The following is a 26,743-nucleotide window of genomic DNA, read 5'->3' on the forward strand; positions in this document are numbered from 1 at the left end:
CGGCGCAAAACGGCAAGCGCCGTCGCAAACAGCGCAAGGATGGCGGCGCAGTTTCGCTAGTGATACTCCTCGCGCGCCGAGGCTGGGATGCCCGGCCGCAAATCCGCGATTTTTGGCGCGAGGCTACAACGTGAAGAAATACTCGGTATTCGCCATTGCCCGAGAGGCGATGCGCGGCCACAAGGGCTGGGAAGAGCAGTGGACCTCGCCTGAGCCGAAGAAGGAATACGACGTCATCATCGTCGGCGCCGGCGGCCACGGCCTGGCCACCGCCTATTATCTGGCGACCGAGCACGGCATCACCAATGTCGCGGTGCTGGAAAAGGGCTGGCTCGGTGGCGGCAACACCGGCCGCAACACCACCATCATCCGCTCCAACTATCTCTATGACGAGAGCGCCGGCATCTACGACCATGCGCTGAAGCTGTGGGACGGGCTCAGCCAGGAGCTCAACTACAACGTCATGTATTCGGCGCGCGGCGTCATGATGCTCGCGCACAATGTTCACGACGTCCAGGTGTTCAAGCGCCACATCCACGCCAACCGGCTCAACGGCATCGACAATGAATGGCTGACGCCGGAACAGGCGAAGGAATTCTGTCCGCCGCTCAACATCGCCAGGGAGGCGCGCTATCCGGTGATGGGCGCGGCCTTGCAGCGGCGCGGCGGCACGGCGCGCCACGACGCGGTCGCCTGGGGCTATGCGCGCGGCGCCTCGGCGCGCGGCGTGCACATCATCCAGAATTGCGAGGTCACCGGCATCAAGCGCGCGGCCAACGGCGCGATCGCCGGCGTCGAGACGACGCGCGGCTTCATCGGCGCCAAAAAGGTCGGCGTGGTTGCAGCCGGTCATTCGTCGGTGATCATGGACATGGCCGGGGTGCGCATGCCGCTTGAAAGCTATCCGCTGCAGGCGCTGGTGTCGGAGCCGGTCAAGCCGGTTGTGCCCTGCGTGATCATGTCGAACACCGTGCACGCCTATATCTCGCAGTCCGACAAGGGCGAGCTGGTCATCGGCGCCGGCACCGACCAGTATATTTCCTATTCGCAGACCGGCGGCCTGCACATATTGCAGCACACGCTCGACGCCATCTGCGAGATGTTCCCGATCTTCACGCGCATGAAGATGCTGCGCTCCTGGGGCGGCATCGTCGACGTGACGCCCGACCGTTCGCCGATCCTGGCAAAGACGCCGGTCAAGGGCCTCTACGTCAATTGCGGCTGGGGCACGGGCGGTTTCAAGGCGACACCTGGCTCGGGCAATGTCTTCGCGCACACCATCGCCAGGGATGACCCGCACCCGATCAACGCGCCCTTCACGCTCGAGCGCTTCCGCACCGGACGTCTCATCGACGAGGCGGCGGCGGCGGCGGTGGCGCACTGATGATGGCCGAGATGGCTGTCGCCATGCCGCTGGTGCTTGCCGGCGAGCAGGGGCTTTTTCACATACCGTCGCCCCGCGAGGTGCGGCTCCAGGCGATCAGCCGGGCCGATCACGAGGCGGATTGGCCGTTCTCGGTCGATGACGGCATGCTCACCTGCGTCTGGAGCGGCGGCCGCAAGGTGGTGATGTTCTTCGAGAACCGGCCGAAGAGCCTGCCAGAGGGCGAGCCCTTTCATCCGCGCGGCGTCATCGTCACCACCGACCCGATGCAGCTGACGCTCGGCAACATGGCGAACCGCGCATTGTTCAAACCCTCGGCCAATGTCGAGGAACGCATGCGGCTCGTGACGCCCTTCGCGGCGCTCGGCCAGAGGCTTTGCGATCAACCGGCCGGCGCCCGTGTCGGCCATGGCGAATTGTAGGATCAACCAGATGCTTCTCATCCGCTGCCCCTATTGCGAGGAAGAGCGCCCGGAACTCGAGTTCCGCAATACCGGCGAGGCGCATATCGCGCGCTCGACCAACATCGCCGGCGAGAGCGACGACGATTTCGAGAAATTCTTCTTCATCCGCTCGAACCCGAAGGGCGTCATCTATGAGCGCTGGCGGCACATCCATGGTTGCGCGCGCTTTTTCAACGCCGTGCGCGACACCGTCACCGACAGGTTCGTCATGACCTACAAGGCCGGCGAGCCGAAGCCTGCGAAGCTGCCTGGAGCCTCGAAATGAACGCCGCCTTCCGCATTTCCGGCGCCGGGCGCCTCAGCCAGGCCAAGACCGCCTCGTTTAGCTTCGACGACAAGTCTTATGCCGGCATCGATGGCGACACGCTCGCCTCCGCGCTGCTCGCCAACGGGGTGCATCTGGTCGGCCGTTCCTTCAAATATCACCGGCCGCGCGGCTTCCTGTCGGCCGGTGCCGAAGAGCCCAACGCGCTGGTGCAGATCGTGCGCGACGACGCGCGCAAGACGCCGAATGTGCGGGCGACCGTGCAGGAGCTCTATGACGGGCTGACCGCCCATTCGCAGAACCGCTGGCCATCGCTTGCCTTCGACGTCGGCGCGGTCAACGACATCGCCTCGCCGCTATTTTCGGCCGGCTTCTACTACAAGACCTTCATGTGGCCGAAGTCGGCCTGGAAGAATCTCTACGAGCCGAAGATCCGCGCGGCGGCTGGCCTTGGCGTTTCGCCGGATCGGCCGGACCCCGACCACTATGCCGCGCGTTACGCGCATTGCGAGGTGCTGGTGCTGGGCGGCGGTGTCGCCGGCATTGCCTCAGCGCTTGCCGCCGCCGAAACCGGTGTCAGGGTGATCATCGCCGACGAGCAGGCGGAGTTCGGCGGCAGCCTGCGCTTCGAGAGCGGCGCCAGGATCGACGGCGAGAATGGCTTTGCCTGGGCGCAAGCCGCGGTCGCGAAGCTCAAGGCGATGGACAATGTCCGGGTGCTGCCGCGCACCACTGCTTTCGGGTACTACGCGCAGAACTTCGTCGGGCTGGTCGAGCGGGTCAGCGATCATCTCAGATCCCCTGGCCGCGAGCTGGCGCGCGAGCGCCTGTGGCAGGTCCGCGCCGGGCGCGTCGTGCTGGCGACCGGCGCCATCGAGCGCCACATGGTGTTCGCCAATAACGACCGGCCGGGCATCATGCTGGCGTCGGCTGCGCGCACCTATCTCAACCACTATGGCGTCGCGGTCGGCAGGAATGTCGGCGTCTATACGGCGAACGACTCGGCTTACGCGGCCGCGATCGACCTGAAGAAGGCGGGCGTCAATGTCGCGGCCATCGTCGACCTGCGCGACAACCCGTCGGGGCCGGTGATCGACGAGGCGAGAGCGCTCGGCATCGAGATCAATTTCGGCCGCGCGGTGGTTCGCGCCGGCGGCAAGCTGCGCGTCTCCTCGATGACCGTGCAGCCGAAGAATGGCGGCGGCGAGCGCACTATTCCCGTCGACGCCATCCTGATGTCGGCCGGCTGGACGCCGTCGGTGCATCTCTTCTCGCAGTCGCGCGGCAAGGTCGCCTTCAACGAGGAGACGCGGCGTTTCGTGCCGGGAACCTATGCGCAGGACTGCGTCTCGGTCGGCGCCTGCAACGGCACCGACGGGCTGGACGCGACGGTCGACGAGGCCTATGCGGCCGGCGCCAAGGCGGCGAAGGAGGCCGGCGGCAAGGATTCCAGCGTCAAGGCCGGCAAGGGCGCCAAGCCGAAGGTCGACGCCAGCGAGAGCTGGTCGCGCGGCATGCTGGGCGCCGCGCCCGGCGCCGGTCCGGACACGACGGTCAAGGCCTTCGTCGATTTCCAGAACGACGTCACCGCCAAGGACATCCGCCAGGCGGTGCATGAGGGCATGCACTCGATCGAGCACGTCAAGCGCTTCACCACCAACGGCATGGCGACCGACCAGGGCAAGACGTCGAACATGCACGGCCTGGCGATCGCGGCCGAGACGCTCGGCAAGCCGATCCCGCAGGTCGGCCTCACCACGTTCCGCGCGCCCTATACGCCGGTCACCTTCGGCTCGATCGTCGGGCACGCGCGCGGCGCCTTGTTCGATCCGACCCGGCGGACGTCCACCCATGGCTGGGCAGCCGCGAAGGGCGCCGTCTTCGAGGATGTCGGCCAGTGGAAGCGCGCCTGGTATTTCCCCAAAGCCGGCGAGGACATGCACGCCGCCGTCAACCGCGAATGCGTGACGGTGCGCAAGTCGGCCGGCCTGTTCGACGCTTCGACGCTCGGCAAGATCGAGGTGGTCGGGCCAGACGCGGCGAAGTTCATGGAGCTGCTCTACACCAACCCGTGGGAGAAGCTGGAGCCCGGCCGCTGCCGCTACGGCATCATGCTGCGCGAGGACGGCTTCATCTATGACGACGGCGTCGTCGGCCGGCTGGCGCCGGATCGCTTCCACGTGACGACGACCACCGGCGGCGCGCCGCGCGTCATGCACCATATGGAGGACTACCTCCAGACCGAATTCCCGCATCTCAACGTCTGGCTGACCTCGATCACCGAACAATGGGCGGTGATCGCGGTGCAGGGGCCGAGCGCGCGGAAAATTATCGAACCCTTGGTCGAAGGCATCGACATGTCGGACGAAGCGCTGCCGCATATGTCGGTGCGCGAGGGCAAGATCTGCGGCGTGCCGACCAGGCTCTTCCGCATGTCCTTCACCGGCGAGCGCGGCTTCGAAGTCAACGTGCCGGCCGACTACGGCGAGGCCGTCTGGGAGGCGCTGTGGGCCGAAGGCCAGAAGCATGGCGCGGCCGCCTACGGCACCGAAACGATGCACGTGCTGCGCGCCGAGAAGGGCTACATCATCGTCGGCCAGGACACCGACGGCACGGTGACGCCGAACGATGCCGGGCTCGACTGGGCGGTCGGCAAGAAGAAGACCGACTTCGTCGGCATCCGCGGCATGGCGCGTGCGGACCTCGTCGCCAAGGGCCGCAAGCAGCTCGTCGGCTTGAAGACGAAGGACCCGAAGGTGGTGCTGGAAGAGGGCGCGCAGATCGTCGAGGATCCGAAACAGGCGATCCCGATGAAGATGATCGGCCACGTCACCTCCAGCTACTGGTCGGAGAATTGCGGGCGCTCGATCGCGCTGGCGCTGGTCGCCGGCGGCCGCGACAAGATGGGCAAGACGCTCTACGTGCCGATGCCGAACGGCACGATCGAGGTGGAGGTCACCGGCATGGTGTTCGTCGACGAGAAGGGAGAACGCCTCAATGGCTAAGGCTGCCGCTACGACAAAAGCCGCCGAAACCTCGGCCGAGCGGCGTCCTGCGCTTGCCGGCCGCGCGCTGTCGGCGCCGGACGTCAAGGTCGAGATCCTGCCGCCGGCCGAACGCATCTCGTTGCGCGCCCCGGAGGCTTCGCTCGCCGCGCTCTCCAAGGCGCTCGGCGTGACGCTGCCGGCGAAGCCGAAAAGCTCGGCCGCGAAGGGCGGACGCACCGCCTTGTGGCTCGGACCGGACGAGTGGCTGGTCATCGACCAGGCCGGCAACGACCCGCTGGCCGATTGCGCGAAGGTCTCGGCGCTGCATTCGGCGGTCGGCATCTCGCATCGCAACGTCGCCATCTCGGTCACCGGGCCGGCGGCCGCCGTGACGGTCAATTCCGGCTGCCCGCAAGACCTGTCGCTCGAAGCATTCCCGGTCGGGGCGGCGTCGCGCACCATTCTCGGCAAGTCCGAGATCGTGCTGCTGCGCACCGCGGCGGATGCGTTCCGGGTGGAGTGCTGGCGTTCCTTCTCGGACTATGTCTTTACTTTGCTGTCGGAAGCGGCAGGCGACGCGGCGAACTGATTTTCCCGCCCGCAGTTAACCGGAGGCGGCGTCGCAGGAACCATCGCCGATCCATCGCCGTTGTTTGCGACTAGAACGGTTCACCGTTTCATGGAAACGCCAGACCGTTCTATCTCTTTGTTTTCACGCAATTCCGGACGAAAACCGTTTCACACTTTTCCCGGAATTGCTCTAGCGAGGGAGAAGCCGATGCTGTCCAAATCCGCGCCGAAGTCGCCCAAGAAGACCGCGGCCGTCCGTTCGCTGGAGCGGGAGCGGCATCACGACATCGAGGATGAGGAACTCGAGGAAGGCCTCGAGGACACATTCCCGGCCAGCGATCCGGTTTCGGTTACCAGCACTTCGATTACGGGCGCGCCTGCGAAGCCGGCCAAAGCCAAGACGGCGCCGCAAAAGAAAAAGCGCAAGAAATAGTACCGTTCGCCTCCGGCGTTCGGGAGCGCCGGTATAATCGAAAACGGGCGGCCAATGCCGCCCGTTTTCGTTTCCGTTTTTAGCGTCGCCTAGGCCAATTCCAGAAAAAGTGTGAGCGGTTTTCCGTCCGGAATTGCGTAAAAACAAGAAGATAGGGCGTTTCGCGGTTTCCGTGAAACGGTGAAACGCACTAGAGGCCGGGCACGAACCACGGGTTCACGTCCATGCCCAGCCGCGGGCCCTTGGTCGTCTGGGTCTTGACGGCGTCGGCCTTGTCGACCGAGCCCGTCGCGGTGCAGTCGAGTGTCACGTTGGTGTGCGTTTGGGCGCAGGCCGCAGGGATTTGCTTGGCCGGCTGGTTCGCGCCAGCGAAAGCGGCGCCCGAGAAAGCCAGCACGGCAGCGAGAGCGAGGATTGTCTTTTTCATCTTCCGTCTCCGGTCAATCTTTCCGTACATGTACGATACAGCGTACATATACGGTTAACGGAAGCTGAATTCAAGGGGCAATTTGTACGCGTACGACAAATTTTCTTGAACGTAGGAATTCACCGCCGCGGATCAAGCGATCGGATGGCAAAACGGTCAAAGATGGCCGATCAGCAGTTGACGGGCGTTTCGGTGAGCGGGGGTATGTCCTGTGCCGACAACGAGGCCAGCATGAAGTCGCACATCCGCTTCACATAGGCCTGGGGATCGCCGAACGGATAGAAGGGAAAGGTGATCAGCAGCGAGATCGTGCCGTGGCCGACGGTCCACAGCATGGTGGCGATGGCGCGCGGGTCGCCCTTGAGCTTGCCGGCGGCGACGCAGGCCTCGACCCTTGTGATCAGCACCTTCATCGCCGGGTTGCCCTCTTCCATGTCCTCGTAGCTGCGGCCTTCCGGCAGCTTGGTCTTCTCGGTCATGAAGACGGTACGGTACTCATTGGGATTGCCGAGCCCGAAGGCGGCGTATTCGGTCATCACCGCCCGCAGCGCCTCGATCGGGTCATCGGAGGAATGCTCCTCGATGCGACGGGCAAGCGTCTCGAAGGCGTCCTCGGCCAGCGCGAACAGGATGTCCTGCTTGTCGGCGAAATAGGAATAGACCGACATCGGCGCGTAGCCGACCCGCTTGGCCAGCTTGCGGATGGTGAGGCCCTCGTAGCCTTCTTCCTGGACGAGCTTGTGGGCCGCGTCGACCAGTTCGGAGCGAAGCTCGGCTTTCTGCTTCTCTCGGCGTTTCTGAACGCTCAGCGGCAATGTCCGCCTGCCTTTTTGATTGGTTGCCTGACGAAGTTATATACGCTGTACGGAAACGGACAAGGGAGCGGCCTGGTTCCCCAAGGTAGGCCCCAACGCTTTGTTCCGACGCAATTCCGGACCGCTTTTCCGAAATCAGATCGCGCCGATGCCGCCGTCAAGCGCCAGCGCGTGGCCGGTCATGAAGGAGTTGGCGGGGTCGGCGAGATAGAGGATGCCGGTCACGATCTCGTCCACTTCGCCGACGCGCTTCATCGGCACGCCGCGGGTGATATCGGCAAGCGCTTCCGCCTCCGGCGCGCCGGTGGAACGCACGAAGCCGTCGACCATCGCCGTCCTCGTGTGCGCCGGGCAGACCGCGTTAATGCGTATCCCCTTGCGGGCGTATTCGACCGCAGCCGACCGTGTCAGCCCCATCACGCCATGCTTGGCGGCGGCGTAGACCGACAGCTTCGGCGCGCCGGAGAGACCGGCGACCGAGGCGATGTTGATGATGGCGCCGCCCTTGCCGCTTTCCTTGAACTGGCGCTCCATCTGCGGGATCTGGTGCTTCATGGCGTAGAAGACGCCGAGCAGGTCGACCTCGAGCACCCGGCGCGCTTCCTGCGAGGTCACCTGCGGCAGGCGCACGAAAGCGTGCACGATGCCGGCATTGTTGGCGGCAATGTCCAGTCGGCCGAATTCCTGCACCGCCAGCTTCACCAGATCCTCGGATAGCTTCTCGTCGGCGATGTCGCCGGCAAGCAGCGCTGTCTTGGCGCCAAGCGTAGCCGCGAAATCGCCGAGCGCCGCTTCGTCGAGATCGGAAAGGACCAGCCGCGCGCCCTCGGCGGCGAAGGCTTTGGCCGCGGCGCTGCCGAGGCCGCCGGTCGCACCGGTAATCAGCACCGTCGCTCCATCGAAACGACCCATGGGCAGCCCTCCTTGCTCAACCCTTACTGTCGATCAGCTCCACCGCAAGCGCGGCGAGCAGCTTCACCGCCACGCCATAGGTCCTGGCCTTCTCCGGATTGGAGGCATTGCCGTCCAGCGCGCGGCGGTAGACGCCCTGGCAGATCGCCGCCAGCCGGAAGAAGGAGAAGGCAAGGAAGAAGGTCCAGTTGCCGATGCCGTCGATGCCGCGCCGGCGGCAGTAGGCGGCGACATAGGCGGCCTCGGAAGGTAGGCCGAGAATGGCGCGGTCGACGCCGCCAAGGCCGCGAAAGCCGGACGCGTTAGGCAGGCGCCACTGCATGCATTGATAGGCGAGGTCGGCGAAGGGATGGCCGAGCGTCGACAGCTCCCAGTCGAGCACGGCGATGACCTTCGGCTCGTCCTTGGCCAAGATCATGTTGTCCAGCCGGTAGTCGCCATGCACCAGCGAGACGCGGCCGTCATCGGCCGGCATGTGGGTCTCCAGCCAGGCGATCAGCCGGTCCATGTCGGCGATCTTTTCGGTCTCGGAAGCGCGATACTGGCTGGTCCAGCGGGCGAACTGGCGCTCGAAATAGCTGCCGGGCTTGCCGAAATCGCTTAGGCCCACGGCCTCGACATCGACGTCGTGCAGGGCGGCAAGCGTCGCATTCATGGCGTCGTAGATAGCGGCACGCTCATCATTGCCGGATGCGTCCGGCAATGAGGGATCCCAGAAGATGCGGCCGTCGAGGAACTCCATGACATAGAACATGCGGCCGATCGGGGAGCCCTCGCCGGACAGATGCAGCATGCGCGGCACCGGCACGGCGGTCGGGCCAAGCGCCTGCATGACCCGGAATTCACGGTCGACCTGGTGCGCCGATTTCAGCAGCTGCCCCGGCGGCTTGGCGCGCAGCACGTAGCGGCCGCTCGCGGCGGTGAGCAGATAGGTCGGGTTCGACTGTCCAAACTTGAACTTTTCGATCGCGGAAAGCCCGGCAAAGCCCGGGATATGCGCCTCGAGGTAGGGCGCAAGCGCTCCCTGGTTTAGCGCGTTGGCGTCGCCGCTCATGCGGTCTCAGGCTGACGCTCGATCAGCGTCAGCGTCAGCCAGCGCGCCGTCAGCGCCGGCTTCTTCGATCCCTCGATCTCGATGGTGACGTCATGCGCCGTCTGCACCCATCCGGACGGCCGCACCTTGACGTCGGCCAGCACGAAGTGGGTGCGGATGCGCGAACCGGTCTTGACCGGCGCCAGGAAGCGCAGCGTGTCGAAACCATGGTTGACGCCCATCTTGGTGTTTTCGATCGGCGGCATGGTCTCGAAGGTCATGGCCGACAGCAGCGACAGCGACAGGAAGCCATGCGCGATGGTGCCGCCGAACGGCGTCTCGCGCGCGGCGCGCTCCGGATCGCAATGGATGAACTGGTGGTCGTCGGTGGCGTCGGCGAACTGGTCGATCATGCGCTGGGTGACCGTGCGCCAGGGCGACACGCCGACTTCCTTGCCGACGCTGGCCAGAAGCGTATCGAGACTGATCGGTTCCACGCTGACGTCCTCCGCACCCCCGCCCGGATAGCGAGCGCTTCATTCCTTGAACAATGTCATCCCGTGCTGCACCGACTGGCCGCCGTCGATCGGCAGGATGGCGCCGGTGACATAGCTTCCGGCACGGCTGCACAAATAGAGCGTTGCGCCGGCAATGTCATCCGCCACGCCGATACGGCCGAGCGGAACATGGTTACCGACATGTTTCGCCTGCTCCTCCGTGGCGGTGGCAAAGGCCGTCATCCGGCTCTGGAAGGGGCCGGGGGCAAAGGCGTTGACGGTAATGCGGCGGGCGGCGAATTCGATTGCCAGCGTGCGTGTCAGGTGATGCACCGCGGCCTTGGAGGCGGTGTATGAATAGGCATCGTCGGCCAGCGGCTGGGTGCCCATCACCGAGCCAAGATTGATCACGCGGGCCGGGTCCTCGTCGCTTGCGGCGGCGTCGAGCAGCGGCAAAAGCTCGCGGGTCAGGTGGAAGACGGCGGTGACGTTGACGCCGAACACCTTGCCCCAGGCGTGATAGGGAAACTCCTCCAGCGGCGCGCCCCAGGAAATGCCGGCATTGTTGACCAGGATGTGCAGCCGGTCGGTGCGCACCTTGACCTCGGCGACCAAGGCGGTGATGCCCGCCTCGCTGGACACGTCGCCGGCAAACCCTTCGGCCCGCCCGGCGCCGCCCAGCGCGTTGAGCTCGCTGGCGACGCGCACGCAGTCTTCGCCCTTGCGCGAGGCGATCATCACGGTGGCGCCCGCCCGCACCAGTCCGGTCGCGACCATGCGGCCGATGCCGGTCGCGGCGCCGGTCACCAGCGCGGTCTTGCCGGCGACCGAGAACAGCCTGTCGAGATAGCTCATCCAAATTCCTCCACGTGGCGCGTCCCGGCCGAACCGAAGGACTCGCGTTGACAAGGCTAGCCGAAGTACGGTCATCCTTGCCACGGGAAAGAAGCGAAAGGGCCGGCACCGATGGCGGACATGAATCTCGGCATGACCGAGCGGCTGAAGCCGATCCACCAGCGCGTGGCGGCGATGGTGCGCGACGAGATCGCGCCGCTCGGCGAGGAATTTCTGGCCGAGGTCGGCAGGAACGGCGACCGCTGGGCCTACACGGCCAGACAGACCGAAATCCTCGAAGGGCTGAAGAAGACAGCCCGGGAGCGCGGCCTGTGGAATTTCTGGCTCACCGATTCCAAGCGCGGCTACGGCCTGTCGACGGTCGAATACGCCTATCTGGCGGAGGAGATGGGCAAGGCGCATCTCGGTGCCGAGACCTTCAACTGCTCGGCGCCCGACACCGGCAACATGGAGGTGCTGGAGCGCTACGGCTCGGAGGAGCACAAGCGGGAATGGCTGGAGCCGCTGCTCGAGGGGAAGATCCGCTCTGCCTATCTGATGACCGAGCCGGACGTCGCCTCCTCGGACGCCACAAACATTTCGATGCGCTGCGAGCGGCGCGGCGACGATTACGTGCTCAACGGCGAGAAATGGTGGGCTTCGGGCGCCGGCGACCCGCGCTGCGCCATCTACATCGTCATGGTCCGGACCGGATCTGAAGAGGAGCCGCAGCATCGCCGGCATTCGATGATCCTGGTGCCTTCCGACAGCAAGGGCATCACCAAGCTGCGACCCATGCAGGTCTATGGCGATGACGACGCGCCGCATGGCCATATGCATCTGAGGTTCGAGGATGTTCGGGTGCCGGCGGCGAACCTGATCCTCGGCGAGGGCAGGGGATTCGAGATTTCGCAAGGGCGGCTGGGGCCGGGACGTATCCACCACTGCATGCGCGCCATCGGCGAGGCCGAGATGGCGCTGGAGATGCTGTGCCAGCGTTCGGTGCGGCGCGAGGCCTTCGGCCAGTCGCTGGCCAGGCTCGGCGCCAATTTCGACATCATCGCCGAATGCCGCATGGAGATCGAGATGGCACGGCTCCTGTGCCTCAAGGCGGCGTGGATGATCGACCAGGGCGATGCGCGCGCCGCCGCCCCCTGGATCAGTCAGATCAAGGTCGTCGCGCCCCGCGTCGCGCTCAAGGTCACCGACGAGGCGGTGCAGATGTTCGGCGCGCAGGGCATCAGCCAGGACACGCCGCTCGCCCGTTCGTGGACGCATCTGAGAACCCTGCGGCTCGCCGATGGACCGGACGCGGTGCACCGGCGGCAGGTGGCGCGCGCCGAGCTCAGGAAATACACCCAGGAAAAGGTTTGACCATCATGGCGCTTCCACCGGAAATGAAGGCCTTGCTGCTCGTCGGCGACGGCTACACCAGGACACCTTCGGCCGGCGCGCTGGAGGCGACGGAACCTTATCTCCAGCCCGGAAGCATCGCCTTGCCGACACCCGGCCCGACACAGGCCCTGATCAAGGTCAACCTCGCCTCGATCAACCCGTCCGATATCGCTTTCATCAAAGGCCAATACGGCCAGCCGCGGGTGAAAGGCCAGCCGGCCGGCTTCGAAGGCGTCGGCATCGTCGTCGCCACCGGCAATGACCCGTATGCCAAGAGCCTGGAGGGAAAGCGCGTCGCCTTCGCCACCGGTGTGTCGAACTGGGGCGCATGGGCAGAATATGCGGTCGCCGAGGCTGCGTCCTGCATTCCGTTGCTCGACACGGTGGGCGACGAGGACGCCGCGGCGATGATCGTCAATCCGCTGACCGCTTTAGCCATGTTCGACATCGTCAAGCAGGAAGGCGATGAGGCCTTCATCATGACCGCCGGCGCCAGCCAACTCTGCAAGCTGATCATCGGCCTGGCGAAGGAGGAAGGTTTCCGGCCGATCGTCACCGTGCGCCGCGACGAGCAGATTCCTTTGCTGAAGGAACTTGGCGCCGCCCATGTGCTCAACGAGAAGGCGGCGGATTTCGAGACGGCGCTGCGCGAGGCGATAAAGGCCGAGCAGCCGCGCGTCTTCCTCGACGCTGTCACCGGCCCGCTGGCTTCCGCCATCTTCAATGCCATGCCGAAGCGTTCGCGCTGGATCGTCTATGGCCGGCTCGATGCCGAGCCGACCGTCATCCACGAGCCAGGCCAGTTGATCTTCCAGCACAAGCGCGTCGAAGGCTTCTGGCTGGCCGAATGGATGCGGCAGTTCCGCGACCGTCTCGGTCCGGCGGTGCTGGAAGCGCAGAAGCGCTTTTCCGACGGGCGCTGGTCGACCGACGTGACGGCGGTGGTGCCGCTGGACGAGGCGATGGCCCGGCTGCCGGCCGAGTTGGCCAAGCCGAACGGGAAAGTGTTCATCAAGCCGTAGCGTCTACTCGGATTGGCGACCGCTCAGCGCAGGCCCTCCAGGTCGCGGATGCGTTTGGCGCCGGCGGCTTCGAGCTGCCTGGTGACCGCGCCGATCAGCGTTTCGGCGACGACCAAGAGGGCGGCGGACGAATCCCAGGCCGAAGGCACGGCGGTGCGCCCGGCGATCACATGGCGGGCGAAGCGGGCGATCGGCGACAGCCATTGGTCGGTGAAGAGCACGATCTGCACGCCGCGCTCATGCGCCTTCTCGGCAAAGCGGATCAGGCTCTCCTGGTAGCGCCTGATGTCGAAGATCACCAGGACGTCCCGCTTGCCCATGTCGATCAGCCGGTCTCGCCAGATGCTCTCCTGGCCGGCGAGGTGGTAGACATCAGGCTGGATGATGGCGAGGTGGGCGGCCATGTAGCGCGCCAGCGGATCGGTGAAGCGTCCGCCGATCAGGAAGGTCTTGCCGCGCCGCTCGGCAAGCCTTGCGGCGATGTCGGCCAGCTGCTTGTCGGAGAGGTGCCGGAACGTCTCGCGCATGTTGTCGAGCGTCGCCTCCAGCATCGGCGATACGGCGCCGCCGCCGGCGGGCGACGCCGGGTTGAGGGTGCGTGACGCCGGCGACTGCAGTTGCGCTGCCAGTTCATCCTGTAGCGCCGACTGGAATTCGGGATAGTTCTGGAAGCCCAATCTCGCGACGAAACGCAGGATCGTCGGCGATGAAACTCCCGCCGCGGTCGAGAACTCGGCCACCGTTTTCAACCCGGTCAGCGGATAGTTGGCAATCAGTGTCTGCGCGGCGCGGCGCTCGCCCGCGGGCATGGCGCCGATGCGGTCCGAGATCAGTTCGGCAATGCTGGAAATCATGTTTTCCCCCGCCTGTTGACCCGCCGCCGCCGTTTTCCGGAATTCGCGTTTGACAAAGCCGGATAAAGTGTATGAAATCATTCACCGGGACGCAATGAGGCAAAATACGTAACATAAGATACAGCGCTCCCCAGGGGACGGCAGTATGGAGAAGGCACGGCTCGCCAGCCTTGCACCGTCGGAGACCGTGAGGGTGAGCAACCCCGGCGGCTCGAGTCCATTCGTCCTCACTTGCGACCATGCCTCGAATTTCCTGCCCGCCGAGTTCGGAACGCTCGGCCTGCCCGTCGAGGACCTTTCCCGCCACATCGCCTGGGATCCGGGCGCGCTGCCTGTCGCCAGCCGCATGGCCGATGCGCTCGACGCCACGCTGGTCGAGACCCGCATCTCGCGGCTGGTGATCGACTGCAACCGGCCGCTCGATGCGCCCGACCTCGTGCCGCCGGTCAGCGAAACGACGGCCATCCCGGGCAACACCGGTCTTTCGGAAAAGCAGCGCGCCGCGCGGATCGACCTGGCCTGGCGGCCGTTCCACGACACCATTGCCCGCCTCATCGACGAGCGGCTGGCGCGCGGCCAGGAGACGCGGCTGGTGTCGGTGCACTCCTTCACGCCGGTCTACAAGGGCAAGAGCCGGCCCTGGCATATCGGCATCATCCATGACGACGACCGCAGGCTGGCGGCGCCGCTGGTATCGGCGCTGCAGCGCCTTGCCGGCGTCACCGTCGGCGTCAACGAACCCTATTCGCCGGCCGACCGTGTTTATTTCACTCTGGAACGGCATGCGCGCTCGCGCGGCCTTGCCTGCGCGATGATCGAGATCCGCAACGACGAAATCTCCGGCGAAACCGGGCAGCGGAAATGGGCGGATCTGCTCACCGGCATATTTTCGAATCTGGAGCCCGAGGAGGCCAGGGGCTCCCGACAACGCGCAATGGGAAAGTCAGTTCAATCGGCCAGCTAAGAACTAAAGGGGACTTCAAAATGGCAGCACCGGGTTATACCGAAGTCGACAAAGCGGAGGACATGAAGGTCCTCCACAATATGGGCTACGCCCAGGAACTGGAGCGGCGCCTCAGCCGCTTCTCGAACTTCGCCGTTTCCTTCTCCATCATCTGCATCCTGTCCGGCGGCATCAACTCGCTGGCGCAGGCCACCTCCGGCGCCGGCGGCATCGGCATTGGCATCGGCTGGCTGGTCGGCTGCTTCGTGTCGCTGACCTTCGCTGTCGCGATGTCGCAGATCAGCTCGGCCTATCCGACGGCCGGCGGCCTCTATCACTGGGGCTCGATCCTCGGCAACCGCGGCACCGGCTGGGTGACGGCCTGGCTCAACCTGCTCGGCCTGATCACCGTGCTCGGCGCCATCAATGTCGGCACCTGGACGTTTTTCCTCGGCGCCTTCGGACCGGCGCTCGGGATCGAGGGAACTCTGACCAACCAGATGATCTTCCTGGTCATCATCACCGGCGCCCAAGCCTTGATCAACCATCTCGGCATCAAGCTCACGGCGAAGCTGACCGACTTCTCGGGCTACCTGATCTTCTTCGGGTCGATTCTGATCGCGATCGTCTGCCTTGCGGCCGCCGAAACCTGGGATTTCAGCCGCCTGTTCACCCTCCACAACTACTCCGGCGACGCGGGCGCAGGTGTCTGGCCATCCGTATCGAATGCCTGGGTGTTCGCGCTCGGTCTCTTGCTGCCGATCTACACTATCACCGGTTATGATGCGTCGGCGCACACGTCGGAAGAGACCATCAAGGCAGCGTCCTCGGTGCCGCGCGCGATGGTGATGTCGGTCATCTGGTCGGCACTGTTCGGCTACCTGTTCCTGGCCGCCTTCGTGCTGATGATCCCGAATATGGACGATGCCGCCAAGCAGGGCTGGAACGTGTTCTTCTGGGCTTTCGACCAGCGCGTCAGCCCCGGCATCAAGGAGTTCGTCTACCTCGTCGTGTTCATTGCGCAGCTTCTCTGCGGTCTCGCCACCGTCACCTCGGCCTCGCGCATGATCTTCGCCTTCTCGCGTGACGGCGGCCTGCCGGGCTCCTCGGCGCTCGCCAAGGTCAGCCCGACCCACCGCACGCCGGTGGCGGCGATCTGGACAGCCTCGATCCTGTCGGTGCTGTTCGTGTGGGGTTCGTCGGTGGTCTCGGTCGCCGGCACCTCGGCCTACACGATCGTGGTGTCCTGCACCGTCATCTTCCTGTTCCTCTCCTTCACCGTGCCGATCGTGCTCGGCATGATGGCCTGGGGAACGCCGAAGTGGGACAAGATGGGGCCGTGGAACATGGGCCGCGGCATCTTCATGCTGTTCGCCTTCCTGTCGATCGCATCGATGGTCCTGATCTTCGTCATCGGCATCCAGCCGCCGAACGACTGGGCGCTCTACATCACCGTCGGTTTCTTCATCCTGACGGCGATCGTCTGGTTCGCCTTCGAGCGCACCCGCTTCCAGGGCCCACCGCTCGGCGACATCATCGCGGCGCGCCAGGCAGCGATCAAGGCGGCGGAGCAGGCGGTCGGCGAAACCGGCCACTGATACTTGCCATGGCCATGGCCGGCGCCATGCCGGCCATGGCCCCGTTTCTTCCCTTTCAATCGACCACTGGAGCGCCAAAGGAATGGCCGGGAATTTCTCGTTCGATCAGTTGAAGGAAGCGGTCTCGAAGGGCGAGATCGACACCGTGCTGGCCTGCATCGTCGACATGCAGGGCCGGCTCGCCGGAAAGCGCTTCCTGGCCCAGTATTTCGTCGATTCCGCGCATGGCGAGACGCATGGCTGCAACTATCTGCTGGCCTGCGACATCGATATGGAGCCGGTGCCCGGCTACAAGGCGGCGAGCTGGTCGAAGGGCTATGGCGACTTCGTGATGAAGCCCGACCTTTCGACACTGCGACGGATTCCCTGGCTCGAGAAGACGGCGCTGGTCATTTGCGACGTGCTCGATCATCACGATCATGAGGACCTGGCGCATTCGCCGCGCGCGATCCTGAAAAAGCAGGTCAAGCGGCTGAGCGAGCGCGGCTATATCGGCTACTTCGCCTCCGAGCTCGAATTCTACCTGTTCAACGAGACTTACGATTCCGCCCGCAAGAAGCACTGGCTGGGCCTCGACTCGGCGTCGCCCTATATCGGCGACTACCAGATCGGCATCACCACCAAGGAAGAAGGCGTCATGCGCCGGCTTCGCAACGAGATGGAGGCAGCGGGCATCCCGATCGAGAATTCCAAGGGTGAGTGGGGACCCGGCCAGGAAGAAATCAATGTGCGCTATGCCGAGGCGCTCGAGATGGCCGACCGCCACGTCATCCTGAAGAACGGCGCCAAGGAGATCGCCGATTCCGAAGGCAAGGCCATCTCCTTCATGGCCAAGTACAATTACGGGCTCGCCGGCAATTCCAGCCACATCCACAATTCGCTGTGGAGCGCCGACGGCAAGACGCCGCTGTTCTTCGACAAAAATGCGGAGTGGACACTGTCGACGCTCGGCCAGCAATGGGCGGCCGGCCAGCTCAAATACGCCAAGGAGTTCACCTGGTTCCTGGCGCCCTACATCAACTCATACAAGCGCTTCCAGGCCGGCACCTTCGCGCCGACCAAGATCATGTGGAGCGAGGACAACCGCACCGCCGGCTTCCGGCTCTGCGGCGAAGGCACCAAGGGCATCCGCATGGAGTGCCGCATCGGCGGCGCCGACCTCAATCCCTATCTCGCTTTCGCGGCATTGATCGCCGCCGGCCTTGCCGGCATCGATGAGAAGCTGGAACTGCAGAAGCCCTTCGTCGGCGACGCCTACCAGGCGTCGCAACTACCGGAAATCCCGAAGACCCTGCGCGATGCCGCCGAGACGCTGGTGAACTCCACAATGCTGAAGCAGGCTTTCGGCGAAGACGTGGTCGAACACTACGTCCATACCGCCCGCTGGGAGCAGTTCGAATACGACCGCCGGATTACGGATTGGGAACTGCACCGGGGGTTCGAGCGGTACTAGGTACTTTGGCAACGGTGCGCCGCGCCCTCACTCCCCTCTCCCCGTGAAGAACGGGAGAGAGGGGGGTGCCGGTGCCGGAGCCTCTCCCTTCTCCCTGTCACTATGCGGGGAGAAGGTGCCGGCAGGCGCATGAGGGGCGGCGCTGCGCCACCTGATTTTCGATTATTGTAAAACTGCGAGGAAGAAATGACCGAAACGGTCAAACTGAAATCCCCCATCGACGGCTCGATCTATGCCGAGCGGCCGGTCGCGACCGACCAGGCGATCAACGCAGCGGTGGAGCGCGCCAAAGCCGCGCAGGAAAAGTGGGCCGAGACGCCGGTCGTAGAGCGCGGCAAATATATGCTGGCAATGCTCGAGGCTCTGGTTGCGATGACCGACGAGATCGTGCCGGAGATCGCCTGGCAGATGGGCCGTCCGGTGCGCTATGGCGGCGAGTTCGGCGGCGTCAAGGAACGCACCAATTACATGGTCGAGATCGCCGAACAGGCGCTGAAGCCGGTCATGGCCTCCAATCCGAAGGACGGTTTTCGCCGCTATGTGAAGAAGGTGCCGCTCGGCGTCGTCCTTGTGATCGCACCGTGGAATTATCCCTATCTCACAGCGGTCAACACCATCGTGCCGGCGCTGATGGCCGGCAGCGCGGTCATCCTCAAGCATGCGGCGCAGACGCTGCTGGTCGGCGAACGTTTCAGCCAAGCCTTCGACAAGGCGGGCCTGCCCAAGGGCCTGTTCCAGAACCTGGTCATGAACCACGCTCAGACCGAGAAACTGCTCGGCTCCGGCAAGATCGACCATGTCAACTTCACCGGTTCGGTCGCCGGCGGCCGCGCCATCGAGAAGGCGGCGGCAGGCACTTTCATGACGCTCGGGCTCGAGCTCGGCGGCAAGGACCCGGCCTATGTTTTGCCCGACGCCAAGATGGACCATGCTGTCGCCAACCTCGTCGACGGCGCCTTCTTTAATTCCGGCCAATGCTGCTGCGGCATCGAGCGCGTCTATGTGCACGAGAAGGTCTATGCCGAGTTCGTCGAAGGCTTTGTCTCCGAGACCAAGAACTATGTCGTCGGCAATCCGCTGGAGGAGGCGACCACCATGGGGCCGATGGCGCAGGCGCGCTTCGCCGACCTGATCCGCGAGCAGAAGGCCGAGGCGCTGCGCAAGGGCGCCAAGGCGCATGTCAACATGAAGGTCGAGAACGACAGAGCGGGCTCGCCCTATCTGGCGCCGGAAGTGCTGACCGACGTCGACCACCAGATGAGTGTCATGCGCGAGGAAAGTTTCGGGCCGATCGTCGGCATCATGAAGGTGCGCAACGACGAGGAGGCGATCGCGCTGATGAACGACAGCCCCTATGGGCTGACGGCCTCGATCTGGACGCGCGACACCGAGCGCGCGATGGCGATCGGCGACCGCGTCGAGACCGGCACCGTGTTCATGAACCGCTGCGATTATCTCGATCCGGCGCTGGTCTGGACCGGCGTCAAGGACACCGGCAAGGGCGCCGCACTGTCGGCAATAGGCTACGACAACCTGACCCGGCCGAAATCCTACCACCTGCGCGAAGCCATCTGATTCTCGAAAGACGGAAAATGTCCAAGCTCATCTCCAAATGGAACTACCCCACCACCGTCCGCTTCGGCGCCGGGCGCATCAAGGAATTGCCTGACGTGCTGGCGGCGACCGGCATCAAGCGGCCGCTCTTCGTCACCGATCCGGGCCTGGCGAAGCTGCCGGTCGTCGCCTCGACGCTGAAGATCCTCGATGAGGCCAAGGTGCCCTATGGCGTGTTCTCCGAGGTGAAGCCAAACCCGGTGGACTCCAACCTCACCGCCGGCATCGCGGTGTTCAAGAAGGGCAAGCATGACGGCGTCATCGCCTTCGGCGGCGGCTCGGCGCTCGACCTCGGCAAGCTGATCGCCTTCCAGGCCGGGCAGACGCGGCCCGTGTGGGATTTCGAGGATATTGGCGACTGGTGGACCAGAGCCAATTCCGGCGCCATCGCGCCGATCATCGCGGTGCCTACGACCGCCGGCACCGGCTCGGAAGTGGGTCGCGCAGGCGTCATCACCAACGAGGAAACCCACACCAAGAAGGTCATCTTCCACCCGAAGCTCCTGCCCGCGATCGTCATCGCCGACCCGGAACTCTCGGTCGGCATGCCTGCCTTCATCACCGCCGGCACCGGCATGGACGCTTTAGCCCACTGCCTCGAGGCCTATTGCGCGCCGGGCTATCATCCGATGGCCGACGGCATCGCGGTGGAGGGGATCCGGCTGGTGTTCGAGAACCTGCCCAAGGCCTTCGCCAACGGCAAGGATCTGGTCGCCCGCGCGCATATGATGAGCGCCGCCGCCATGGGCGCCGCCGCCTTCCAGAAGGGACTGGGGGCCATCCACTCGCTGTCGCACCCGATCGGCGCGCTCTACGACACCCATCACGGCATGACCAACGCGGTGTTCATGCCCTATGTGCTCGCCTTCAACCGCGAGGCGATCGAGGAGCGTATCGCCCGGCTCGCCGCCTATTGCGGCATCAAGGGCGGCTTCGACGGTTTCGCCAAGGCGATCGTCAAGCTGCGCAAGGAACTCAAGGTGCCGCATGCTCTGCCAGGCCTGATCAAGGGCCTCGACATGGACAAGAAGCGCAAGGGCCTGATCGCCGACATGGCGGTGGTCGACCCGACCGCGGGCGGCAACCCGGTCAAGCTCACCAAGAAGGCTGCGCTGACGCTGCTCGAAAACGCGATCGCAGGGTCCGTATGAGAGCCGGCTTCGGATGCCGAAAAGTTGAACAAGACGATATCTAAGGAAAAAGGAGAGGGGGCAAAAGGCAAGGCAACTAACCATTAGCCGGAAAATTAAGTGCGGGCTAATTGCGACAGCCCGTTAAAAAGAGTTAACTTTTTGTGCCGCGGGGCTCGGGTTTCAAAAAGCCTTCATCTGGCTGTCACACGAAAACGGTACCCGCATCGCAGGCGCCCAACAGCGCCAGTTCAACGGAGAGAACACATGTTCAAGTTCACGGGGAAGGTGCTTTCCCTCTCGGCCGCGGCGCTCTTCGCGTCGACGATGATTTCGTCCGCGGATTCGATGGACGATCTCGTCAAGGCCGCGAAGGCTGAAGGCCAGCTGACTGTCATCGCGCTTCCGCATGACTGGTGCGGCTACGGGGCAGTGATCGACGCTTTCAAGGCTAAGTATCCAGATATCACCGTCAACGAGCTCAACCCCGATGCCGGTTCCGGCGACGAGGTCGAGGCGATCAAGGCCAACAAGGACAACAAGGGCCCGCAGGCGCCCGACGTCATCGACGTCGGTCTCTCCTTCGGCCCGACCGCCAAGAAAGACAGCCTAATCCAGGCTTACAAAGTATCGACCTGGGATTCGATCCCGGACAGCGCCAAGGATGCCGATGGCTTTTGGACCGGCGACTATTACGGCGTGCTGTCCTTCCTGGTGAACAAGGATCTTGTGAAGCAAGCTCCGGCTGACTGGGCCGACCTGCTGAAGTCGGATTACGCCAACACCGTCGCACTTGCCGGTGATCCGCGCGCCTCGAACCAGGCGATCCAAGCGGTCTACGCGGCCGGCCTGTCCGGCGGTGCTGCTGCTGGTGAAGCAGCGGGCACGGCAGGTCTCGATTTCTTCAAGAAGCTCAACGCCGCCGGCAATTTCGTGCCGGTCATCGGCAAGCCGGCGACGCTTGCCCAAGGCCAGACCCCGATCCTGGTCACCTGGGACTACAACGCGCTTGCTGGCCGCGACACGCTGAAGGGCAATCCGCCGGTCGACGTCGTCGTGCCGAAGACCGGCGTCGTCGCCGGCGTCTATGTGCAGGCGATCAGCGCTTATGCGCCGCATCCGAATGCCGCCAAGCTCTGGCTCGAGTATCTCTACTCCGACGAGGGTCAGATCGGCTGGCTGAAGGGTTACTGCCATCCGATCCGTTTCAACGACCTCGCCAAGAACGGCAAGCTCCCGGCCGACGTGATGGCCAAGCTGCCGCCGGCAGAAGCCTATGCATCGGCCGTGTTCCCGACCCTCGATGAGCAGGGCAAGGCCAAGGAGGCGATCACCAAGAATTGGGACGCCACTGTCGGCGCCAACGTGAAGTAGCAGAATGATACGACCGGGCGGCTCTGGCCGCCCGGCTCTTCTCACAGACGGTAGCCGGCGCATGACCGATCTCTCGCTTTCCGACCAGACAATTGCGGGAAAGACCGCGCCGCCCAGCGAAGCGCGCGCGTTGCGGCTGCCTACGCAATGGATCGGCGTTGCGCCCTTCTTCATCTTCGCCGTCATGTTCCTCATCCTGCCCACGCTCTACCTGATGCTGGGCGCGTTCCAGAACGAGGCTGGTGAGTTCACGCTGGAAAATCTCATCGCCCTGTCAGAGCCAAATATCGTTGCCGCCTACTGGATCTCGATCAAGGTCAGCCTGGCTTCGGCGCTTATCGGCGCATTTGCCGGCCTGGCAATCGCGATCGCCATCGTGCGCGGCGGCCTACCCAACTGGATACGGTCGGCGACACTGACCTTTTCCGGGGTAGCCTCCAATTTCGCCGGCGTCCCTCTGGCCTTTGCCTTCCTCGCCACGCTTGGCCGACTCGGTCTCGCGACGGTGATCCTGAACACCCTGTTTGGCCTCAACATCTACGCGCATGGCTTCAACATCCTTTCGTTCTGGGGCCTGACGCTGACCTATGTCTATTTCCAGATCCCATTGATGGTGGTGATCATCGTGCCGGCGATCGACGGGCTGAAGAAGGAATGGGGCGAGGCCGCCGCGACACTTGGCGCCACCACGGCGCAATACTGGCGCATGGTCGTCATTCCGGTGATCTGGCCGAGCTTCCTGGGCACCGTTATCCTGCTGTTCGCCAACGCCTTCGGGGCGATTGCCACCGCCTATGCGCTGACCGGCTCCTCGCTCAACATCGTGCCGATCCTGCTCTATGCGCAGATCCGCGGCGACGTGCTGCACAATGCGCATCTCGGCTATGCGATCGCCTTCGGCATGATCGTCATCACCGGCCTCGCCAATGTCTTCTACATCTGGTTCCGGACCCGATCCGAGAGGTGGCTGAAATGAAGACCGGACGCTTCTGGGCTTGGGTCGTCTTCATCCTTGGCGCGGCCTATTTCTTCGTCCCGCTGATCGCGACGGTGGAATTCTCCATGCGCATGCGGCGCGGCGCCTATTCCTTCGACGCCTACCAAATCGTGTTGGGCGACGCGCGCTTCCAGGCGACCTTCATGTATTCGGTGATCGCCGCCATCTTCACCATCATCCTCGGCGTGCTGGTCGTGGTGCCGGCCGCCTACTGGATCCGGCTGCGGCTGCCGCAGATCAGACCGGTCGTCGAGTTCATCACGCTGTTGCCGCTGGTCATTCCGGCCATCGTCATCGTCTTCGGCTACATCAGGATGTATGGCTCGAACTCGCCGCTGCCCTTCCTGGCGAATGACACCGCGACCAACGCCCTGCTGGTCATCGGCTATGCCACGCTGTCGCTTCCCTACATGTACAGGGCAGTGGATACGGGCCTGCGCACCATCGATGTGCGCACGCTGACCGAAGCGGCACAGATCCTCGGCGCGGGCTGGTCCACGATCATCACCCGGGTCATCCTTCCCAATGTGCTGATCGCGGTTCTGTCGGGCGCCTTTCTCACCTTCGCGATCGTCATCGGCGAGTTCACGATGGCCAGCCTGCTCAACCGGCCAGCGTTCGGGCCGTACCTGCAGAATATCGGCGCCAACCGCGCCTATGAGCCGGCGGCGCTTGCCATCATCGCCTTTGCCATCACCTGGGGCTGCATGTCGCTGATCCAGATCCTGTCGCGTTTCGCGCCGAAATCGGCGAACCGCCCGAACTGAAAGTCAAAGCCATGGCCGAGCCGTTCCTCTCCATTCAGCATGTGCGAAAGTCCTTCGGCGCCACCACCGTGGTGCAGGATTTCAATCTCGACGTCGAGCCGGGAGAGTTCGTCTCTTTCCTCGGCCCGTCCGGCTGCGGCAAGACGACGGTGCTGCGCATGGTCGCCGGTTTCGAGGAGCCGTCGGCCGGCAAGATCGTCGTCAGCGGCAAGGACATCACCCGACTGAAGCCCAACCAGCGCAATGTCGGCATGGTGTTCCAGGCCTACGCGCTGTTTCCGAACCTGACGGTGGCGCAGAACATCGGCTTCGGACTGAAGGTCGCCGGCATGCCGAAAGCCGATGCCGACAAGCGCGTCGCCGAGATGCTCGACATCATCAAGCTGCCGCAGATGGCTGACCGTTATCCCTATCAGCTTTCCGGTGGTCAGCAGCAGCGCATCGCGCTGGCGCGCGCGATCGCGCCGAAGCCGAAGCTGCTCTTGCTCGACGAGCCGCTGTCGGCGCTAGACGCCAAGGTGCGCGTATCGCTGCGCGAGGAAATCCGCTCGATCCAGAAGAAGCTCGACATCACCACCATCTTCGTCACGCACGACCAGGAAGAGGCGCTGTCGATCTCCGACCGCATCGCGGTGATGTATGGCGGCAAGGCCGAGCAGGTCGGCACGCCCTTCGAGATCTACAACCGGCCGGCGACGAAGTTCGTCGCCAATTTCGTCGGCACGCTCAACGTGCTGGAAGGCAAGGTCACGGACGCCGCCTCCGGCAAGGTGCAGGTCAATGCGCAGGAAGTTTCGTTGAAGGGCAAGCTCAACGGCTCGAAGGCCGGCGACACGCTGTCCCTGGCATTGCGCCCCGAAGCGATCTCGCTGGCGCGGCAGCCCGGTCATGACACCAGCCTGTCTGGCGAAATCGCCGAAGTGCATTTCCTAGGCTCGGTCATTCGCGTGCGCGTCGGCATCGGCGGCAACACCGTGTCGTTGGACACCTTCAACAATTCCACGACGCCGCCGCCGGTCGTCGGCCAGAAGGCGGATATCTCCTTCTCTTCGGGCGATATGCTGGTGCTGCACTAGGCTATGTCGATATTCAGGTGAGGCCGGCCTGCAAACGGCGGCTTCCTACGCTTCCGGTGCTCACGTACTTCAAGTACGCTCCGCTCCGGTTCTCGGAAACCGCCATTTTCGGCTCGGCCTGACCTGAATCTCAACACAGCCTGCGCCAACTGGACTGAAGCTCTTCAAGCCGGTGCGATATGCGTGGCCAGCTGATATCGATGCGTTGGACAATCAACAGCATCCTGCCTCGGGGGTACTGCCAACCTTCGCGCTTCGCCGCTACGATGAGCCATGGCGCTTTTCGAGCTCACCCTTATCCTCCTTCTCACCGCTGTCGCGCTGACGGCGGTGTCGCGGTGGCTGGAGGTCCCCTATCCGTCACTGCTCGCGCTTGCCGGGGCAGGGATCGCCTTCCTGCCTGGCGCACCGACCATCGAAATCGATCCGGAACTGGCGCTGGCGCTGTTCATTGCGCCGGTTCTTCTCGATGCCGCCTATGACACCTCGCTGCGCGACCTGAAGCGCTACCGGCTGTCGCTGGTGCTGTTGGCGCTCGGTGCCGTCGTCTTCACCACGGTGGTCGTTGCCTTCGTCGGCTGGAAGATGGCAGGCCTGCCGATCGCGGCGGCGATCGCGCTCGGCGCCATCGTCGCGCCCCCGGACGCGGTTGCGGCGAGCGCCGTGCTCGGCCAGTTCAAGGTGCCGCACCGCCTCACCGCCATCCTGCAGGGCGAGAGCCTGCTCAACGACGCCACGGCGCTGCTGATCTACCGGATCGCGGTTTCGGCCGCGATCGGCTCGGTGATGTTGAGCGACGCAGTGCCGGTTATCCTGCTGTCCACGGTCGGCAGCGTTGCCGCCGGCTATATGTTCGGCCGCATCTCGCTGCTCGCGCTCATCCGCATCGAGGATGCGGCAAGCAGCACCGTCGTGCAGTTTGCCGGAACCTTTGCCGTCTGGATCATCGCCGACAAGATCGGCCTTTCGGCCATCATCACCATCGTCGTCTATGCCATCACCATCGCGCGCACGGGGCCGCGCCGCATGTCGGCGAGACGCCGCGTCAGCACCTATTCGGTCTGGGAGTCGGCGGTGTTCGTGCTCAACGTTCTGGCTTTCGTGCTCATGGGCCTGCAGGCGCGGTCGATCGTCGGCCGGCTCTCCGGCGATGGGCAGGGCGATGCCTTCCTCTTTGCCGCGGCGGTGCTGGCCGCCGTCATCGTGGCGCGCCTGGTGTGGGTGCTGGGTTATGTCGCGATCATGCTGCGGGTCGCCCGCTTTGACAGCGAAGAGCAAAGGCGGGACGCGCCGACGTTTCGCGGCGCCGTGCTCGTCGGCTGGTGCGGCATGCGCGGGCTGGTGACGCTGGTCGCGGCCGTTGCCCTGCCTGCCGGCTTCCCCGGCCGTGATCCGATCGTGCTCGCCGCCTTCGCCGTCGTGCTCGGCACGCTGGTGCTGCAGGGCATGAGCCTGAAGCCCTTGCTGCGCCGGCTCAACTTCGATCGGGATACGACGATCGACCGCGAAGTGGCGCAGGCACGCGTCGCCATCATGCAAGCCGCGCTCGATGTGCTGAGCCGCAAGACGTCGGCCGCGGCGGCGGTGGTGCGCGAGCAGTACGAGGCGCAGCGCCTGGTAGCGGAAAACCCGGAGGACGCGCAGGCGGCGACCGAATACGACCGGCTGCGTCTCTATGCCATCAACCGCCAGCGCGACCTGCTCGAGGAGTTGCGCCGCAACGGCACGATCGGCGACGAGGCCTATCACCGGCTGGAAGAAGAGATCGACTGGGCCGAGCTGGCGGCGTCGCCGGCGGGGCGCTTCCAGCCGCTTACCACTTATTAGAGCGTTTCAGCGATTCATAGGATCGCCGAACCGTTCTAAGTATTTGTTTTTACGCAATTCCGAACGGAAAAC

General features: G+C 64.5%; 25 protein-coding genes. 18 read left to right on the forward strand and 7 right to left on the reverse strand.

The genetic code is table 11. The annotated features are described in order from the left end of the window. Window positions 1–130 precede the first annotated feature (130 nt). From EJ067_RS24280 to EJ067_RS24305, 6 genes are all read left to right on the forward strand, one after another. Window positions 131–1,384 carry a sarcosine oxidase subunit beta gene (locus tag EJ067_RS24280; RefSeq protein ID WP_126087733.1) on the forward strand — a complete coding sequence of 418 codons (1,254 nt, stop codon included), beginning with the start codon at window positions 131–133 and terminating at the stop codon, window positions 1,382–1,384. Beyond that, a complete protein-coding gene (locus tag EJ067_RS24285) occupies window positions 1,384–1,806 on the forward strand; it encodes a hypothetical protein (RefSeq protein WP_126087734.1) in 423 nt (140 codons plus the stop codon). The genes EJ067_RS24280 and EJ067_RS24285 overlap by 1 nt, the downstream gene beginning before the upstream one ends. A 10-nt stretch (window positions 1,807–1,816) precedes the next feature. Then, window positions 1,817–2,113, forward strand: a complete 297-nt coding sequence (locus EJ067_RS24290) for a sarcosine oxidase subunit delta (protein WP_126087735.1) — start codon at window positions 1,817–1,819, stop codon at window positions 2,111–2,113. Continuing rightward, the gene (locus tag EJ067_RS24295; RefSeq protein ID WP_126087736.1) at window positions 2,110–5,118 is read left to right on the forward strand and encodes a sarcosine oxidase subunit alpha; all 3,009 of its coding nucleotides are present in this window, start codon (window positions 2,110–2,112) and stop codon (window positions 5,116–5,118) included. Before EJ067_RS24290 ends, EJ067_RS24295 begins: the two co-directional genes overlap by 4 nt. Beyond that, window positions 5,111–5,689, forward strand: a complete 579-nt coding sequence (locus EJ067_RS24300; RefSeq protein ID WP_126087737.1) for a sarcosine oxidase subunit gamma — start codon at window positions 5,111–5,113, stop codon at window positions 5,687–5,689. Before EJ067_RS24295 ends, EJ067_RS24300 begins: the two co-directional genes overlap by 8 nt. Before the next feature lie 189 nt (window positions 5,690–5,878). Next, entirely contained in the window at window positions 5,879–6,103 is a 225-nt protein-coding gene (locus EJ067_RS24305; RefSeq protein WP_126087738.1) for a hypothetical protein, read from the forward strand. Window positions 6,104–6,293: 190 nt separating this feature from the next. On the opposite strand, the gene EJ067_RS24310 is transcribed toward EJ067_RS24305, so the two are convergent. The 6 genes from EJ067_RS24310 to EJ067_RS24335 all read right to left on the reverse strand — a co-directional run bounded on the left by EJ067_RS24310 (window position 6,294) and on the right by EJ067_RS24335 (window position 10,642). Then, window positions 6,294–6,530 carry a DUF680 domain-containing protein gene (locus tag EJ067_RS24310; protein WP_126087739.1) on the reverse strand — a complete coding sequence of 79 codons (237 nt, stop codon included), beginning with the start codon at window positions 6,528–6,530 and terminating at the stop codon, window positions 6,294–6,296. 170 nt (window positions 6,531–6,700) lie between these two features. Continuing rightward, on the reverse strand, window positions 6,701–7,345 hold the full coding sequence (locus tag EJ067_RS24315; RefSeq protein WP_126087740.1) for a TetR/AcrR family transcriptional regulator: 645 nt from the start codon (window positions 7,343–7,345) through the stop codon (window positions 6,701–6,703). Window positions 7,346–7,480: 135 nt separating this feature from the next. Next, window positions 7,481–8,257, reverse strand: coding sequence for an SDR family oxidoreductase (locus EJ067_RS24320; RefSeq protein ID WP_126087741.1), 777 nt, complete (start codon window positions 8,255–8,257; stop codon window positions 7,481–7,483). Window positions 8,258–8,273: 16 nt separating this feature from the next. After that, window positions 8,274–9,311: a phosphotransferase gene (locus tag EJ067_RS24325; RefSeq protein WP_126087742.1), complete on the reverse strand. Its 1,038-nt coding sequence runs from the start codon at window positions 9,309–9,311 to the stop codon at window positions 8,274–8,276. Then, window positions 9,308–9,787: a MaoC family dehydratase gene (locus tag EJ067_RS24330; protein ID WP_059184497.1), complete on the reverse strand. Its 480-nt coding sequence runs from the start codon at window positions 9,785–9,787 to the stop codon at window positions 9,308–9,310. The genes EJ067_RS24325 and EJ067_RS24330 overlap by 4 nt, the downstream gene beginning before the upstream one ends. A gap of 39 nt (window positions 9,788–9,826) precedes the next feature. Further along, entirely contained in the window at window positions 9,827–10,642 is an 816-nt protein-coding gene (locus EJ067_RS24335; protein WP_126087743.1) for an SDR family oxidoreductase, read from the reverse strand. A 111-nt stretch (window positions 10,643–10,753) separates the two neighbouring features. On the opposite strand from EJ067_RS24335, the gene EJ067_RS24340 reads away from it, so the two are divergent. Both EJ067_RS24340 and EJ067_RS24345 read left to right on the forward strand, forming a co-directional pair. Next, on the forward strand, window positions 10,754–11,995 hold the full coding sequence (locus EJ067_RS24340) for an acyl-CoA dehydrogenase family protein (RefSeq protein ID WP_126087744.1): 1,242 nt from the start codon (window positions 10,754–10,756) through the stop codon (window positions 11,993–11,995). A gap of 5 nt (window positions 11,996–12,000) precedes the next feature. Further along, window positions 12,001–13,038 carry a zinc-binding dehydrogenase gene (locus EJ067_RS24345; RefSeq protein WP_126087745.1) on the forward strand — a complete coding sequence of 346 codons (1,038 nt, stop codon included), beginning with the start codon at window positions 12,001–12,003 and terminating at the stop codon, window positions 13,036–13,038. Between the two features lie 23 nt (window positions 13,039–13,061). Here the strand turns inward: EJ067_RS24345 and EJ067_RS24350 are convergent, their stop codons facing one another. Next, complete coding sequence (locus EJ067_RS24350; protein ID WP_126087746.1) at window positions 13,062–13,892, reverse strand: MurR/RpiR family transcriptional regulator; 831 nt, start codon at window positions 13,890–13,892, stop codon at window positions 13,062–13,064. Between the two features lie 145 nt (window positions 13,893–14,037). On the opposite strand from EJ067_RS24350, the gene EJ067_RS24355 reads away from it, so the two are divergent. From EJ067_RS24355 to EJ067_RS24400, 10 genes are all read left to right on the forward strand, one after another. Beyond that, window positions 14,038–14,856, forward strand: coding sequence for an N-formylglutamate amidohydrolase (locus EJ067_RS24355; RefSeq protein WP_126087747.1), 819 nt, complete (start codon window positions 14,038–14,040; stop codon window positions 14,854–14,856). 20 nt (window positions 14,857–14,876) lie between these two features. Beyond that, entirely contained in the window at window positions 14,877–16,433 is a 1,557-nt protein-coding gene (locus EJ067_RS24360; protein WP_126087748.1) for an amino acid permease, read from the forward strand. An 82-nt stretch (window positions 16,434–16,515) separates the two neighbouring features. Next, entirely contained in the window at window positions 16,516–17,886 is a 1,371-nt protein-coding gene (locus tag EJ067_RS24365; protein WP_126087749.1) for a glutamine synthetase family protein, read from the forward strand. A 186-nt stretch (window positions 17,887–18,072) separates the two neighbouring features. Then, a complete protein-coding gene (locus EJ067_RS24370; RefSeq protein ID WP_126087750.1) occupies window positions 18,073–19,461 on the forward strand; it encodes an aldehyde dehydrogenase family protein in 1,389 nt (462 codons plus the stop codon). A gap of 17 nt (window positions 19,462–19,478) precedes the next feature. Next, entirely contained in the window at window positions 19,479–20,651 is a 1,173-nt protein-coding gene (locus tag EJ067_RS24375) for an iron-containing alcohol dehydrogenase (protein ID WP_126087751.1), read from the forward strand. A gap of 246 nt (window positions 20,652–20,897) precedes the next feature. After that, window positions 20,898–22,004, forward strand: coding sequence for an ABC transporter substrate-binding protein (locus EJ067_RS24380; protein ID WP_126087752.1), 1,107 nt, complete (start codon window positions 20,898–20,900; stop codon window positions 22,002–22,004). A gap of 61 nt (window positions 22,005–22,065) precedes the next feature. Beyond that, window positions 22,066–22,980, forward strand: a complete 915-nt coding sequence (locus EJ067_RS24385) for an ABC transporter permease subunit (protein WP_126087753.1) — start codon at window positions 22,066–22,068, stop codon at window positions 22,978–22,980. After that, window positions 22,977–23,768: an ABC transporter permease gene (locus EJ067_RS24390; protein WP_126087754.1), complete on the forward strand. Its 792-nt coding sequence runs from the start codon at window positions 22,977–22,979 to the stop codon at window positions 23,766–23,768. Before EJ067_RS24385 ends, EJ067_RS24390 begins: the two co-directional genes overlap by 4 nt. 11 nt (window positions 23,769–23,779) lie before the next feature. Next, window positions 23,780–24,844, forward strand: coding sequence for an ABC transporter ATP-binding protein (locus tag EJ067_RS24395; protein ID WP_126087755.1), 1,065 nt, complete (start codon window positions 23,780–23,782; stop codon window positions 24,842–24,844). Between the two features lie 273 nt (window positions 24,845–25,117). After that, on the forward strand, window positions 25,118–26,671 hold the full coding sequence (locus tag EJ067_RS24400) for a sodium:proton antiporter (protein ID WP_126087756.1): 1,554 nt from the start codon (window positions 25,118–25,120) through the stop codon (window positions 26,669–26,671). Window positions 26,672–26,743: the final 72 nt, after the last annotated feature.

The organism is Mesorhizobium sp. M1D.F.Ca.ET.043.01.1.1, from assembly GCF_003952385.1.
GTDB lineage: Bacteria > Pseudomonadota > Alphaproteobacteria > Rhizobiales > Rhizobiaceae > Mesorhizobium.

Coding starts and splice junctions, on each gene's coding strand:
- EJ067_RS24375 (WP_126087751.1), top strand. CDS start 19,479: ATGTCCAAGCTCATCTCCAAATGGAACTACCCCACCACCGTCCGCTTC.
- EJ067_RS24295 (WP_126087736.1), top strand. CDS start 2,110: ATGAACGCCGCCTTCCGCATTTCCGGCGCCGGGCGCCTCAGCCAGGCC.
- EJ067_RS24335 (WP_126087743.1), bottom strand. CDS start 10,642: ATGAGCTATCTCGACAGGCTGTTCTCGGTCGCCGGCAAGACCGCGCTG.
- EJ067_RS24305 (WP_126087738.1), top strand. CDS start 5,879: ATGCTGTCCAAATCCGCGCCGAAGTCGCCCAAGAAGACCGCGGCCGTC.
- EJ067_RS24385 (WP_126087753.1), top strand. CDS start 22,066: ATGACCGATCTCTCGCTTTCCGACCAGACAATTGCGGGAAAGACCGCG.
- EJ067_RS24310 (WP_126087739.1), bottom strand. CDS start 6,530: ATGAAAAAGACAATCCTCGCTCTCGCTGCCGTGCTGGCTTTCTCGGGC.
- EJ067_RS24380 (WP_126087752.1), top strand. CDS start 20,898: ATGTTCAAGTTCACGGGGAAGGTGCTTTCCCTCTCGGCCGCGGCGCTC.
- EJ067_RS24345 (WP_126087745.1), top strand. CDS start 12,001: ATGGCGCTTCCACCGGAAATGAAGGCCTTGCTGCTCGTCGGCGACGGC.
- EJ067_RS24395 (WP_126087755.1), top strand. CDS start 23,780: ATGGCCGAGCCGTTCCTCTCCATTCAGCATGTGCGAAAGTCCTTCGGC.
- EJ067_RS24340 (WP_126087744.1), top strand. CDS start 10,754: ATGGCGGACATGAATCTCGGCATGACCGAGCGGCTGAAGCCGATCCAC.
- EJ067_RS24350 (WP_126087746.1), bottom strand. CDS start 13,892: ATGATTTCCAGCATTGCCGAACTGATCTCGGACCGCATCGGCGCCATG.
- EJ067_RS24400 (WP_126087756.1), top strand. CDS start 25,118: ATGGCGCTTTTCGAGCTCACCCTTATCCTCCTTCTCACCGCTGTCGCG.
- EJ067_RS24285 (WP_126087734.1), top strand. CDS start 1,384: ATGATGGCCGAGATGGCTGTCGCCATGCCGCTGGTGCTTGCCGGCGAG.
- EJ067_RS24370 (WP_126087750.1), top strand. CDS start 18,073: ATGACCGAAACGGTCAAACTGAAATCCCCCATCGACGGCTCGATCTAT.
- EJ067_RS24355 (WP_126087747.1), top strand. CDS start 14,038: ATGGAGAAGGCACGGCTCGCCAGCCTTGCACCGTCGGAGACCGTGAGG.
- EJ067_RS24320 (WP_126087741.1), bottom strand. CDS start 8,257: ATGGGTCGTTTCGATGGAGCGACGGTGCTGATTACCGGTGCGACCGGC.
- EJ067_RS24390 (WP_126087754.1), top strand. CDS start 22,977: ATGAAGACCGGACGCTTCTGGGCTTGGGTCGTCTTCATCCTTGGCGCG.
- EJ067_RS24300 (WP_126087737.1), top strand. CDS start 5,111: ATGGCTAAGGCTGCCGCTACGACAAAAGCCGCCGAAACCTCGGCCGAG.
- EJ067_RS24325 (WP_126087742.1), bottom strand. CDS start 9,311: ATGAGCGGCGACGCCAACGCGCTAAACCAGGGAGCGCTTGCGCCCTAC.
- EJ067_RS24365 (WP_126087749.1), top strand. CDS start 16,516: ATGGCCGGGAATTTCTCGTTCGATCAGTTGAAGGAAGCGGTCTCGAAG.
- EJ067_RS24360 (WP_126087748.1), top strand. CDS start 14,877: ATGGCAGCACCGGGTTATACCGAAGTCGACAAAGCGGAGGACATGAAG.
- EJ067_RS24290 (WP_126087735.1), top strand. CDS start 1,817: ATGCTTCTCATCCGCTGCCCCTATTGCGAGGAAGAGCGCCCGGAACTC.